The following is a 12,962-nucleotide window of genomic DNA, read 5'->3' as shown; positions in this document are numbered from 1 at the left end:
CACAGGGGTGAACCTCGGCCCTTCTCAGCCCTTCACACAGACCACCTGCTTGAGCCGCGCCACCACCTCGACGAGGTCCCGCTGCTGGTCGATGACCTGCTCGATGGGCTTGTAGGCACCCGGGATCTCGTCGACCACACCGGAGTCCTTGCGGCACTCCACGCCCCGCGTCTGCTCCTCCAGGTCCTTCGTGGAGAAGCGGCGCTTGGCGGCGTTGCGGCTCATCCGCCGCCCGGCGCCGTGCGAGGCGGAGTTGAAGGACTTCGCGTTGCCGAGGCCCTTCACGATGTACGAGCCGGTGCCCATCGAGCCGGGGATGATGCCGTACTCGCCGGAACCCGCGCGGATCGCGCCCTTGCGGGTGACCAGCAGGTCCATGCCGTCGTAACGTTCCTCCGCCACGTAGTTGTGGTGGCAGGAGATCTCCTGCTCGAAGACCGGCTTCGCCTTCTTGAACTCCTTGCGGACGACGTCCTTCAGCAGCGCCATCATGAGCGTGCGGTTGTACTTGGCGTACTCCTGCGCCCAGAACAGGTCGTTGCGGTAGGCGGCCATCTGCGGGGTGTCCGCGACGAACACCGCCAGGTCGCGGTCGACCAGGCCCTGGTTGTGGGGGAGCTTCTGCGCGATGCCGATGTGGTGCTCGGCCAGTTCCTTGCCGATGTTCCGCGAACCGGAGTGAAGCATCAACCAGACAGAACCGGTCGTATCTGTACAAATCTCCACAAAATGATTGCCGCTTCCGAGCGTTCCCATCTGCTTCGTCGCCCGTTCCTGACGGAATCTGACCGCTTCGGCCACACCGTCGAACCGCCCCCAGAAGCCGTCCCAGCCCGCCGTGGCCAGGCCGTGGAAGGCGTGCGGGTCGACGGGGTCGTCGTGCATGCCGCGGCCGACCGGGATGGCCTGTTCGATCCTGGAGCGCAGGCGGGAGAGGTCGCCGGGGAGGTCGTTGGCGGTGAGGGACGTCTTCACCGCGGACATGCCGCAGCCGATGTCCACGCCGACCGCCGCCGGGCAGACCGCGCCGCGCATGGCGATGACGGAACCGACGGTCGCGCCCTTGCCGTAGTGCACGTCGGGCATGACGGCCAGGCCCTTGATCCAGGGCAGGGTGGCGACGTTCTGGAGCTGGCGCAGCGCCACGTCCTCGACCGAGGCGGGGTCGGTCCACAGGCGTATGGGCACCTTCGCGCCCGGCATTTCCACGTACGACATAGCGTGCTCATTCCCCCGGTAAACATACAGAAGTCTCAGAAGTGGCGAATCGCAATACCAGCGCCAAGGTCGACGAAACAGGACATCGGACCGGCGTCCACGGCAGTGCGTGCGATACACATTGTCTCCAGGAGACGCCCCCGCCCGGCAAGCGATTAACCGCCGGGCGGCCCGGGTGACCGACCCCCGTCGAGAGGAGCCTGACCGTGCTGCGGAAGGCGTACGTATCCGGCGCCGCCGCGTTGTTCGCGGCGCTGTTGCTGGCCGGCTGCTCCGGCGGCTCGTCGGACGGCGGCCGGGCGGACGACGCCAACCCGGACGGTCCGGGACCCGCGACGGCGGCGGCCCAGCCGGGCAGGTACCGCACGCTCCCGGAGGCCTGCCGCGCGGTCGGCCACGGCACCCTCGACACGCTGCTGCCCGGCATCCAGCAGATCACCGACCCGGAGCAGCGCGAGAAGGCGTACGACGGCGAGGCCACGCTCACCTACGACACGGACCGCAAGGTCGGCTGCCGCTGGAAGGTGGACTCCGCCGAGGCCACCGACCATCTGCACATCGACTTCGAGCGGGTCGTCTCCTACGACAACGCGGTGAGCGACGACAGCCAGGCCGAGGCGGTCTTCGCCACCCGGCAGAGCGCCGCGGACCTGCCCGCGCCGCTCACCCCGTCCGGCGGCTCGCAGTCGCAGTCCGGCTCCTCCGGCTCCTCCGGATCCCAGTCCCCGCCCCCGTCGCCGTCCGGCGGCACCCCCGGCGGCGCGCCCTCCTCCCACTCCACCGGCGGCCCCTCCGCGCCTTCCGCGCCTTCTTCTACGGCCTCCGCCCCCGTCACCGACCCGGCCGAGATCCAGCCCCGCACCCTCGACGACCTCGGCGACGAGGCGTTTCTCGACGACGCGCTCAGCAGCTCCGGTTCGACGGTCAAGCAGCGGACGGTGACTGTGGCGTTCCGCACGTCGAACGTGATCGTGACCATCGAGTACGAGGAGCAGCCGGCCGGTGTGGGCGCGGTCCCGGACAGCAAGGAAATGCAGGACAGGGCCCGGAAACTGGCGGCGCAGCTCGCGGATTCGCTGGGCGGTTGACGTCCGGGGCGCGGCACTTGGCGCGGTGCCGGGATGCGCGGGAAGGCGGACCACGCCGCTGACCGATTGCGTACGGTGGCCCCCGGACCTGATCAGACCGTGATCCGAAACGCAGGGAACCACGAGCGTCATGAGTGAAGGAACCATGCAGCGAGCAGCTCAGCGAGAACAGCGTGACCGGCGTGACCAGCGGGAGGGGCGTGCCGCGGGGGCACCGCGGCTGCGCCGTGCCGTCGTGTGCGCGACCGCGCTGCCGGTGCTGCTGCTGACGGCGGCCGCCTGTTCGTCCTCCTCGGACTCCGGTTCGGACGACGCGTCCGGCACGGCGAGCGCGGCGGCCTCGGGCGGCGCCTCGGCGTCGGCGTCGGCGAGCCCGTCGCCGACCGTGCGGGCCGCGGCCTACGGGAAGCTGCCGGACCCGTGCGGGATGCTGCCGAAGAAGACGCTGGGCGAACTGGTGCCGGGCGGTGAGAAGTCCGCCAAGGCGGGCACCTCCAGCGATGTGTCGACGCGGGCGAGCTGCTCGTGGAACGGGCTGACGAACAACGGCGTGAAGGGGTCCCAGTACCGCTGGCTGAACGTCTCGCTGCTGCGTTTCGAGTCGGACACGGCGCGCGGTTCGGGCGAGGCGCAGGCGCGCGAGTACTACGGCAAGCAGGTGCAGGACGCGCGGTCGGTGTCGGGTGCGCGCAAGACGTCGTCGCAGCCGGTGTCCGGGGCGGGCGACGAGGCGACGGCGGTGCGCTACGACCTGAAGAAGAAGGAAGGCACCTTCAAGCAGCAGACGGTCGTGGCCCGGGTGGAGAACGTGGTGGTCACGCTCGACTACAACGGCGCGGGTCTGGCCGGTGACAAGACGCCGGACGCTGAGGCCCTGACGAAGGACGCGGTGCGGGCCGCCCAGGAGGCGGTGGCCTCGGTGAAGACGGTCAACGGCGCCGGTGGTGCGGGCTCTTCGGGCGGTTCGGACGCGTCCTCGCCCTCCGGGAAGGCGTCCGGTGGGGCGTCCGGGAAGGCGTCCGCGCCGGCCTCCGGTTCCGCCTCGGCGTCGGCGACGACGTCGCCCTCGGAGTCGGCGTCGAAGTCCGCTCGGTAGCCGTCCGCGCGCGGCCGGGCGGAGCGGACCGCCGGATCCGGCCATCCGTTCCCCGCACGGATGTGCCACTCTGTTGCGCGCAACAGGAGGCAAGGGGAGGGGAGTACGAGTGGCCGCGCCATTGCAGCTGACTCGGATGCACCGGGTACTGATCGGCGTGGTCGTGGCCGGCGCCGTGATCATCGCCGGTATCGGTTTCGCGGGTTCGTACGCGGCCGTGCGCGAGCTGGCCATCAAGAAGGGCTTCGGGGACTTCAGTTATGTGTTCCCGATAGGCATCGACGCGGGCATCTGTGTGCTGCTCGCCCTGGATCTGCTGCTGACGTGGATCCGGATCCCCTTCCCGCTGCTGCGTCAGACGGCGTGGGTGCTGACGACGGCGACGATCGCGTTCAACGGCGCGGCGGCCTGGCCGGATCCGCTGGGTGTCGGGATGCACGCGGTGATCCCGGTGCTGTTCGTGGTGGCGGTGGAGGCGGCGCGGCACGCCGTGGGCCGGATCGCGGACATCACGGCCGACAAGCACATGGAGGGGGTCCGCCTCACCCGCTGGCTGCTGTCGCCGCTGCCGACGTTCCTGCTGTGGCGCCGGATGAAGCTGTGGGAGCTGCGCTCCTACGAGCAGGTGATCAAGCTGGAGCAGGAGCGGCTGGTCTACCAGGCGCGGCTGCGTTCGCGCTTCGGCCGGGCCTGGCGCCGCAAGGCTCCGGTGGAGTCGCTGATGCCGCTGCGGCTCGCCCGCTACGGCGTGCCGCTGGCGGAGACGGCCCCTGCGGGCCTGGCGGCGGCGGGTATCGAGCCCGCGCTGCTGCCGCCGGTGCCCGCGCCGCAGCCGGCGGTGGCCGCCGAGGCGCAGCGGGCGGCGGTGCCGGGCGGCGGGCAGCCGCGCGCGCTGGTGGCCGAGCGCGGCCCGGAGCCGGAGCAGCAGGCGTATGTGCCGGACCCGGCGGAGAGCCCGTGGTTCCAGGCGCCGCGGCAGGTCGACTACCACGGCGGGTACGACCCGACGTACGAGCCGGAGCCGTCGTACGGCCCGGAGCCGCCGTACGACGAGTGGTACGAGGAGCGGCACCCCGACCAGCCGGAGCAGCAGGCATCGGAGCAGCCCGCCCCCCAGCGGTCCGCTCCCCAGCAGCCCGCCCCCCGGCAGCCCTCCCCCGAGGACACGGGCGGCTTCCCGGTCCCCGCGGGCCCCAACCGCACCCGTGAGCTGGGCGACGGCGGCGGCACGGCCGAGCAGGCGTCGGACGAGGAGGGCCTTTACCAGGTGTTCCGGTACTCGATCGAGGGCGAGGGCATGCCGACGCCCGGCACCTTCGCCGCGAACGTCGAGGCGGCGTACGGGGTGCGTCTCCAGTCCCGCGAGCTGAACCAGTACATGGACCGCTTCACGGCCCGTCTCAACGACGAGCTGATGGAGGAGCACATCGCGTAGGCACGCACAGGCACGGCAACGGTAAGGGGACCCTCCGGGTGGAGGGCCCCCTTCCCGTTGCCTTACGGCGTCCCGCGGAGCGCCTACGCGCCGAGCAGCGTCCGCACCCGCTCCTGGCCCACCGCGAGGAGCAGCGTGGGCAGGCGCGGGCCGGTGTCGCGGCCGACGAGCAGGTGGTAGAGGAGCGCGAAGAACGTCCGCTGGGCGGTCTTGATCTCCGGCGGCAGTTCCTTGGGCGTGGCGTCGGCGGAGAATCCGGCCTGGACCTTGGGCACGCCGTAGACCAGGTGGGTGAGGCCGTCCAGCGACCAGTGCTCGGCGAGGCCGTCCAGCAGGAGCCGCACGGACTGCCGGGACGGCTCGTCCAGCGACTTCAGCAGGTCGGTGTCGGGCTCGGCGCGGACGATGGTGCGCTGGTCGGCGGGGACGTGGGTGTTGATCCACGCCTCGGCCTTGTCGTAGCGCGGGCGGGACTCGTCCAGCGAGGACAGCGGGTCGGACGGGTCCAGCTCGCTGAGGATGCGCAGCGCCTGGTCCTGGTGGCCGGCGGTGATGTCGGCGACCGAGGCGAGGGTGCGGTACGGCAGCGGGCGGGCCGTCCTGGGCAGCTCGCCGGAGGCGGTGCCGACCGCGCGGGTGTACGCGGCGACGTCACCGGGCAGCGCGGAGCCGTCGGCGACCTTCCCGGCCAGCTTGTCCCACTCGTCGTACAGCCGCTGGATCTCCTGGTCGAAGGCGATCTTGAAGGACTGGTTGGGGCGGCGGCGGGCGTACAGCCAGCGCAGCAGCTGCGGCTCCATGATCTGGAGCGCGTCGCCGGGCGTGGGCACGCCGCCCTTGGACGAGGACATCTTGGCCATGCCGGAGATGCCGACGAAGGCGTACATCGGGCCGATGGGCTGCTTGCCGTCGAAGATGCCGACGATCTGCCCGCCGACCTGGAAGGACGAGCCGGGCGAGGAGTGGTCGACGCCGGACGGCTCGAAGATCACGCCCTCGTACGCCCAGCGCATCGGCCAGTCGACCTTCCAGACCAGCTTGCCGCGGTTGAACTCGCTGAGCCGGACGGTCTCCGAGAAGGCGCACGCCGTGCAGGTGTACGTCAGCTCGGTGGAGTCGTCGTCGTAGGCGGTGACGGTGGTGAGGTCCTTCTCGCAGTTGCCGCAGTACGGCTTGTACGGGAAGTACCCGGCGGAGCCGGAGCTGCCGTCGTCCTCGGCGGCGGCGCCCGAGCCCTCGGCGGCCTCCAGCTCGGCCTCGTCGGCCGGCTTCTGCTGCTTCTTGCCGCCGGTCTTCGGCTTGGTGCGGTACTGGGCGAGGATCGCGTCGATGTCGGCGCGGTGCCGCATGGCGTGCAGGACCTGCTCGCGGTAGACCCCGGAGGTGTACTGCGCGGTCTGGCTGATCCCGTCGAACTCCACGCCCAGCTCGGCGAGCGAGGCGACCATGGCGGCCCTGAAGTGCTCGGCCCAGTTCGGGTGGGCGGAGCCCGCGGGCGCGGGGACGGAGGTCAGCGGCTTGCCGATGTGCTCGGCCCACGACTCGTCGACGCCGGGGACGCCCGCCGGGACCTTGCGGTAGCGGTCGTAGTCGTCCCAGGAGATCAGGTGCCGGACCTGGCGGCCGCGGCGGCGGATCTCGTCGGCGACCAGGTGCGGGGTCATGACCTCGCGCAGGTTGCCCAGGTGGATGGGTCCGGAGGGGGACAGACCCGAGGCGACGACCACGGGTTTGCCAGGGGCCCGGCGCTCCGACTCCTCGATGACCTCATCCGCGAAACGGGAGACCCAGTCGGTGGTCTCGGTGCTCTGAGCCACGATCGGCACGTCCTCTTTCCTGAAGTTTCCTGGAGTTTCCTGGAGTATCCGGAAGCTCTCCGTGGGCCGCCCACGCGGTCGCACGGCTGACCGTCCCATTCTCCCAGGCCGGGCGGCATCCACGAAAACGCCTTTCCACGGCGTTGGACGGAGGGACGCGCCCCGGGGTTGGCCGGACGGACGGAAAATTCGCTTTACCCCCCGTGGGATACTGAGCGGGACTCATTATCCCCAGACGAGAACGGCACCCATTCCTATGGCCTCGGTCACGTCCCTCACCGCCTCCGTCCACCAGCGTCTCGCGAACGCGCTCTCGGCCGCCCTGCCGGAGGCCGCCGCCGCGGACCCGCTGCTGCGACGAAGCGACCGGGCCGACTTCCAGGCCAACGGGATCCTGGCGCTGGCCAAGAAGGCCAAGGCGAACCCGCGCGAGCTGGCGGCGCAGGTCGTGGAGCGGGTGGTCACCGGTGACGTGATCGGGGACATCGAGGTCTCCGGCCCCGGCTTCCTCAACATCACGGTCACCGACAAGGCGATCATCGAGAACCTGTCCGCGCGGGTCACCGACCCGGCGGCCCGGCTCGGCGTGCCGCACGCCGACCACCCGGGCACCACGGTCATCGACTACGCCCAGCCGAACGTCGCCAAGGAGATGCACGTCGGCCACCTGCGCTCGGCGGTCATCGGCGACGCGGTCGTCCGGCTCCTGGAGTTCACCGGGGAGACCGTGGTGCGCCGCCACCACATCGGTGACTGGGGCACCCAGTTCGGCATGCTCATCCAGTATCTGGACGAGCACCCGCACGAGCTGGACCACCGGGCCGGAGAGGTGAGCGGCGAGGAGGCGATGTCCAACCTCGACCGCCTCTACAAGGCCGCGCGCAGGAAGTTCGACTCCGACGAGGAGTTCAAGACGCGCGCCCGGCGCCGGGTGGTCGACCTCCAGGCCGGTGACCCGCACACGCTCGCCATGTGGCAGAAGTTCGTCGACGAGTCGAAGATCTACTTCTTCTCCGTCTTCGAGAAGCTGGACATGGAGATCCGGGACGCGGACATCGTCGGCGAGTCCGGGTACAACGACATGCTGGCCGAGACCTGCCGCCTCCTGGAGGAGTCGGGCGTCGCGGTCCGCTCCGAGGGCGCGCTGTGCGTCTTCTTCGACGACGTCCTGGGCCCCGACGGCAACAAGGTCCCGCTGATCGTCCAGAAGTCGGACGGCGGCTACGGCTACGCGGCCACCGACCTGTCCGCGATCCGCGACCGCGTCTTCAACCTGAAGGCCGACACCCTGCTGTACGTGGTGGACGCGCGGCAGTCCCTGCACTTCAAGATGGTCTTCGAGACCGCGCGCCGGGCCGGCTGGCTCGGCGAGGACGTCAAGGCCCGGCAGCTCGCCTTCGGCACGGTCCTCGGCAAGGACGGCAAGCCGTTCAAGACCCGTGAGGGCGAGACGGTGCGCCTGGTCGACCTGCTGGACGAGGCGATCGACCGCGCGTCGGCGGTCGTGCGCGAGAAGGCGCAGGACCTGTCCGAGCGGGAGATCGCCGAGCGCGGCGCCCAGGTGGGCATCGGCGCGGTGAAGTACGCGGACCTGTCGACCTCGGCGAGCCGGGACTACAAGTTCGACCTGGACCAGATGGTCTCGCTCAACGGCGACACGTCCGTCTACCTCCAGTACGCGTACGCCCGGACCCAGTCCATCCAGCGCAAGGCGGGCGAGGTCCGCCCGGTGGCCCACCCCGAGCTGGAGCTGTCCCCGGCCGAGCGGGCGCTCGGGCTGCACGCGGACCAGTTCGCGGAGACGGTCGCGGAGGCCGCCGCCGAGTACGCGCCGCACAAGCTGACGGCGTACCTCTACCAGCTCGCGTCCCTGTTCACCACGTTCTACGACAAGTGCCCGGTCCTGAAGGCCGAGACGCCGGAGCAGGTGGAGAACCGCCTCTTCCTGACCGACGCCACCGGCCGCACGCTCCGGCAGGGCATGGCCCTGCTGGGCATCCAGGCGCCCGAACGGCTCTGAGTCACCGAGCGAACTCGGCCCACACCACCTTGCCCGGGTTCCGCTCCCCCACGCCCCACTTGTCACTGAGGGCGGACACGAGCAGCAGCCCGCGTCCGCCCTCGGCCGCGTCCGGGGGCCCCTCCGGGATGCCCGGCACCCCGTCACCGCTGTCGTGCACCTCGACGCGCACGACGGCGCCGTCGTAGCGCACCCGCAGGAGAAAGCCACGGCCCGGCGGTACGCCGTGCAGCAGCGCGTTGGTGGCCAGCTCGCTGGTGCACAGGGCCACGTCCTCGGCCCGCGCCCACTCGGCCAGCCCCCAGAACCGCAGCGCCCACTCGGTCAGCCGCCGGGCGGCCGGCACGGACCGGCGGTCACGACGGTAGAACTGGTCGCGCTGGTAGGGGAGTTCGATTGGCTGAATCACGGGACGAATGTCGCGCAGAGTCACTACTGTGGGTCAGTGAGTGAACCCGTACGCGTAATCTGTACGGGTCGGCAAGGGTCACCACGAGCGGGGCGTGGGGAGTTGGACCGGCATGAGCACCAAGAAGCAGCCACGGAAGAAGAACTTCTCGACGCTGAAGATGCTGGGCGCGCAGGTGCAGGCCGCGAGGAAGGCGGCCGGTTTCACGCAGCGCGTGCTGGCGGAACGGCTGATGGTGGACGAGGAGACCGTCGCCTCGATCGAGCAGGGCAGACGACCGCTGATGCCGGATGTCGCGGAGGCGATGGACGTACTCCTCGACACCAAGGGGATGCTGGCGGCCGGGGTGGACAAGCTGCCGGAGATCGACCAGTTCCCGATGTACGCCGAGCAGTACATGGTCCATGAGCGGGAAGCGGTCTCGCTCTCCTGGTACGACAACGCGGTACTGCCCGGTCTGCTCCAGACGGAGCCGTACGCGCGCGCCGTACTGTGCGAGCGGGTCCCCGCGTACGACGAGGACGAACTGGCGACGAAGCTCGCGGGGCGCATCGGCCGCCAGGAGATCCTCCAGCGCAAGTGTCCGCCGACGATGAGCTTCATCGTCTGGGAGCCGGTGCTGCACCTCCGCGTCGGTGGGGACCGCGTCCGCCGCGAGCAACTGCGCCGTCTGCGCGAGTACACCGAACGGCCGGGGATGTCCTTGCAGTTCCTGCCCATGCGAACACCGAGCAGTGCTGGTCTGGACGGCCCGTTCATCCTGCTGGAGACCCCCGATCACCACCATCTCGCCTACGAAGAAGGGCAGCGCGGGAGCCAGTGGGTGGCGGCCCCGGACGAGGTGTCCGTACTGGCCCGCAAGTATGCGATGCTGCGGTCACAGGCCATGACTCCAGGTGAGTCGAAGGGCCTGCTCGACCGTCTGCTAGGAGATCAATGAGCACCTCACTTGAGTGGTTCAAGTCGAGCTACAGCGGCAGCGAAGGCGGCGCGTGCCTCGAAGTCGCCTACACCTGGCGCAAGTCCAGCTACAGCGCTAGCGAAGGCGGGCAGTGCCTCGAAGTCGCCGCCTGCCCCCACACCATCCACATCCGTGACTCGAAGAACACGGAGGACGCGCCCACCCTCCGTGTCTCACCGGCGATTTGGGAAGCGTTCACCGACTCGGTCAGGTGAGGGATTGTCAGTGGCTGCGCCTACAGTCACTGGCATGGCGACTCTTCCGAATCCGCTGCCCAAGCTCGCCGCCGATCCGAGCGGGCGTTCCCTCGGGCTGCAACTGCCGCCCGGGAGCCTGATCGACGCGACGGACGACGGTCCGTGGCGCGAACCGCTGATGTGGTGCGCCGGGCGCGCGGTGGCGTCCGGCAACTGGGCGGCGCTGGGCGGGCCCGCCGCCCGGGTGGGCCTGCTGCCGGTGCTGCTGGACCTGAACGGCGGTCAGGGCGGCCCGGAGGACTGGGAGCTGGCGCCCGGCGAGACGTCGTATCCGGGTGATCATGACGCCGAGGACGTGCTCGCGGAGTGCTGGCCGGAGTGGGCGGTGGAGCGGGCGGGCGAGTGGCCGGGGCTGGCCGAGCCGCTGTCGCTGACGGCCGCGCCGGACGTACGGGCGGCGGAGCTGGCGGACGCGCTCGCGGAGGGGCGGCCCTGGCTGAAGGACCCGCATCTGGCGCTGGTGCCCGCGCGGCGCAGCGCGGACATACCGGCGGCGATCGGCTGGAGCGGCCCGGTGAACCACGAGGAGGACGTGGCCCGGCTGTGCGCGGTGCTCCGCTCGTGGGAGGACCGCTTCGGCATACGGGTCGTGGCGCTGGGCTTCGACCACCTCACCGTGTCCGTGGCCGCGCCGCCCGCCACCCCCGCCGAGGCGGAGGCGGTGGCGGCGGAGCACTTCGCGTTCTGCCCGGACAGCGTGGAGGAGGGGCTCGATGCGTACGCGCGGACGCTGACGGGCGGCCGGTCCTGGCACTTCTGGTGGGACTGAGCGCGCCGGCGGCGCCGCGGGCTACGGCTTGACGCCGAGTGCCGCGTACACGTTGATGTCGGCGTCGGTGACGTCGTCGATGGCGCGGTAGCGGACCTTCTCGATGTCGTCGAGGGTGTCGAGGTAGGAAGGATCGGGCTGTTCGGGGACGGGCGCGGCGTGGTCGGGGCGCCAGTGGTGGACGGGGACCACACCGGGCGCGGCCGTCTCCAGGCCGTTGTCCGTGAGGAAGCGGGCGACATCCGCGCGGGAGCGCAGCACGAAGGTGAAGCCGCGCTCGGTGTAGGCGCGCTGCACCGCGCGGACGTTCTCCGGGTTGAGGTCGTCGGTGAGGTGGCTGAGGACCAGCCGGCTCCCGGCGGGCAGCGCGTCCAGCAGTTCGCGGACGAGCGGGTACGCCTCCTCGTCCGCGACGAAGTGCAGGATAGCGACCAGGCAGAGGGCGATCGGCCGGTCGAAGTCGAGGGTGTTCGCGGCCTGTTCGAGGATGTGCGCGGGGTCGCGGAGGTCGGCGTCGATGTAGTCGGTGCGGCCCTCGGGCCCGGAGGTGAGCAGCGCGCGGGCGTGCGCGAGGACGACGGGGTCGTTGTCGACGTAAACCACCCGTGCGCCGGGGTCGGTCCGCTGGGCGATCTGGTGGACGTTCTCGGCGGTCGGCAGGCCGGTGCCGATGTCGAGGAACTGGCGGATGCCGTCCTCGGCGGCGAGCGTGGTCACGGCCCGGCGCAGGAAGTCGCGGTTGTGCCGGACGTCGAGGTAGCCGCGCGGGTTGGCGGCGAGTCCGGCGGCGGCCGCGGCGCGATCGGCCGGGTAGTGGTCCTTGCCGCCCAGGAAGACGTCGTAGACGCGCGCCGGATGGGCCCTGGTCGTGTCGATCCGGCCCCGGATCTCGGCGGGGTCCTGGCTGAGGGCGTCACCGGGCACGTCGTTCCTCCTGGGGTGCGAAGGGGTCCGAAGGGGTCCGAAAGGAGTACGGAAGGGGCGGTGGTCAGGGCTTGCGGGCGATGGCCGCGTGGATGCTGGGGTCGCCCGCCGAGGGGTCGTTGATGTCGGCGTACCTGATCCGGTCGATCAGCTCCAGGGACTCCAGGTACTCCGGGTCCGGCACGCGCAGCACGGGCGCCGCGCCGTCCGGGCGCCAGTGGTGCACGGGGACGATGCCCGGCTCGGCGGGGGTCAGCCCGTTCTCGTCGAAGAACCGCTCGACCTGCTCGCGCGTGCGCAGCACGAAGGTCATCCCGCTCTTCTTCAGGGAGCCGACCACCTTGGAGGTGCCCGCCGGGTTGAGGTCCTCGGCCAGATGGCTCAGGACCAGCCAGCTCCCCGGGGGCAGCGCCGCCAGCAGGTCGCGGACCAGGGCGTAGGCCGCCTCGTCCTCGATGAAGTGCAGCACCGCGAGCAGCACCAGCGCCACGGGCCGGTCGAGGTCGAGGGTGCGGGCGGCCTCTTCGAGGATCCGCGCCGGGTCGCGCAGATCGGCGTCGACGTAGTCGGTGCGGCCCTCGGGCCCGGAGGTGAGCAGCGCGCGGGCGTGGGTCAGCACGATCGGGTCGTTGTCGACGTAGACGACCCGGGTCTCGGGGGCGAGGCGCTGGGCGATCTGGTGGACGTTCTCGGCGGTCGGCAGCCCGGTGCCGACGTCCAGGAACTGGCGCACGCCCTCGTCCCGTACGAGCGTGGTGACCGCGCGGCGCAGGAAGTCGCGGTTGTACCGGGCGGTGAGGAAGCCCCGGGGGTGCTGGGCGATGGCCCGCGCCGCCGCCTCCCGGTCGACCGGGTAGTGGTCCTTGCCGCCCAGCAGGACGTCGTAGACCCGCGCCGGATGCGGCTTGGTCGAGTCGATCCGGCTCCGCAGCTCGGCGGAGTCGGGGCTGAGGGCATCACCGGGCATG

General features: G+C 71.0%; 12 protein-coding genes. 7 read left to right on the top strand and 5 right to left on the bottom strand.

Annotated elements, in window-relative coordinates; translation table 11 throughout:
* Positions 1-24: 24 nt before the first annotated feature.
* Positions 25-1,218, bottom strand: coding sequence for an RtcB family protein (locus tag A8713_RS17855; RefSeq protein ID WP_064534478.1), 1,194 nt, complete (start codon positions 1,216-1,218; stop codon positions 25-27).
* Positions 1,219-1,424: 206 nt separating this feature from the next.
* Between A8713_RS17855 and A8713_RS17850 the strand changes: the two genes are divergently transcribed.
* The 3 genes from A8713_RS17850 (at position 1,425) to A8713_RS17840 (ending at position 4,837) form a co-directional block, all read left to right on the top strand.
* Positions 1,425-2,306, top strand: coding sequence for a hypothetical protein (locus A8713_RS17850; protein WP_064534477.1), 882 nt, complete (start codon positions 1,425-1,427; stop codon positions 2,304-2,306).
* Between the two features lie 145 nt (positions 2,307-2,451).
* Complete coding sequence (locus tag A8713_RS17845; protein WP_237305405.1) at positions 2,452-3,402, top strand: DUF3558 family protein; 951 nt, start codon at positions 2,452-2,454, stop codon at positions 3,400-3,402.
* 136 nt (positions 3,403-3,538) lie between these two features.
* On the top strand, positions 3,539-4,837 hold the full coding sequence (locus tag A8713_RS17840; protein ID WP_064534476.1) for a DUF2637 domain-containing protein: 1,299 nt from the start codon (positions 3,539-3,541) through the stop codon (positions 4,835-4,837).
* 83 nt (positions 4,838-4,920) lie between these two features.
* Here the strand turns inward: A8713_RS17840 and lysS are convergent, their stop codons facing one another.
* Positions 4,921-6,663: a lysine--tRNA ligase gene (lysS, locus tag A8713_RS17835; protein WP_064534475.1), complete on the bottom strand. Its 1,743-nt coding sequence runs from the start codon at positions 6,661-6,663 to the stop codon at positions 4,921-4,923.
* 247 nt (positions 6,664-6,910) lie between these two features.
* On the opposite strand from lysS, the gene argS reads away from it, so the two are divergent.
* Positions 6,911-8,674 (top strand): arginine--tRNA ligase, encoded by a 1,764-nt coding sequence (gene argS / locus A8713_RS17830; protein WP_064534474.1) that lies wholly within the window; start codon positions 6,911-6,913, stop codon positions 8,672-8,674.
* Between the two features lies 1 nt (position 8,675).
* On the opposite strand, the gene A8713_RS17825 is transcribed toward argS, so the two are convergent.
* A complete protein-coding gene (locus A8713_RS17825) occupies positions 8,676-9,083 on the bottom strand; it encodes an ATP-binding protein (RefSeq protein ID WP_079159027.1) in 408 nt (135 codons plus the stop codon).
* A 112-nt stretch (positions 9,084-9,195) separates the two neighbouring features.
* On the opposite strand from A8713_RS17825, the gene A8713_RS17820 reads away from it, so the two are divergent.
* Genes A8713_RS17820 through A8713_RS17810 form a run of 3 tightly spaced genes read left to right on the top strand, consistent with a single transcriptional unit; the run spans position 9,196 to position 11,070 of the window.
* Positions 9,196-10,023, top strand: a complete 828-nt coding sequence (locus A8713_RS17820) for a helix-turn-helix domain-containing protein (protein WP_064534472.1) — start codon at positions 9,196-9,198, stop codon at positions 10,021-10,023.
* Positions 10,020-10,259, top strand: coding sequence for a DUF397 domain-containing protein (locus A8713_RS17815; protein WP_064534471.1), 240 nt, complete (start codon positions 10,020-10,022; stop codon positions 10,257-10,259). The genes A8713_RS17820 and A8713_RS17815 overlap by 4 nt, the downstream gene beginning before the upstream one ends.
* Before the next feature lie 34 nt (positions 10,260-10,293).
* A complete protein-coding gene (locus A8713_RS17810; RefSeq protein WP_064534470.1) occupies positions 10,294-11,070 on the top strand; it encodes a DUF4253 domain-containing protein in 777 nt (258 codons plus the stop codon).
* A 21-nt stretch (positions 11,071-11,091) separates the two neighbouring features.
* Here the strand turns inward: A8713_RS17810 and A8713_RS17805 are convergent, their stop codons facing one another.
* Positions 11,092-11,994 (bottom strand): SAM-dependent methyltransferase, encoded by a 903-nt coding sequence (locus tag A8713_RS17805; RefSeq protein WP_064534469.1) that lies wholly within the window; start codon positions 11,992-11,994, stop codon positions 11,092-11,094.
* A gap of 64 nt (positions 11,995-12,058) precedes the next feature.
* Complete coding sequence (locus A8713_RS17800) at positions 12,059-12,961, bottom strand: SAM-dependent methyltransferase (RefSeq protein ID WP_064534468.1); 903 nt, start codon at positions 12,959-12,961, stop codon at positions 12,059-12,061.
* Position 12,962 lies beyond the last annotated feature (1 nt).

The organism is Streptomyces sp. SAT1 (genome assembly GCF_001654495.1).
GTDB classification, from domain to species: Bacteria; Actinomycetota; Actinomycetes; order Streptomycetales; family Streptomycetaceae; genus Streptomyces; species Streptomyces andamanensis.
The sequence above is the reverse complement of the archived record's forward strand: the minus strand, read 5'-3'. Positions and strand labels throughout refer to the sequence as shown.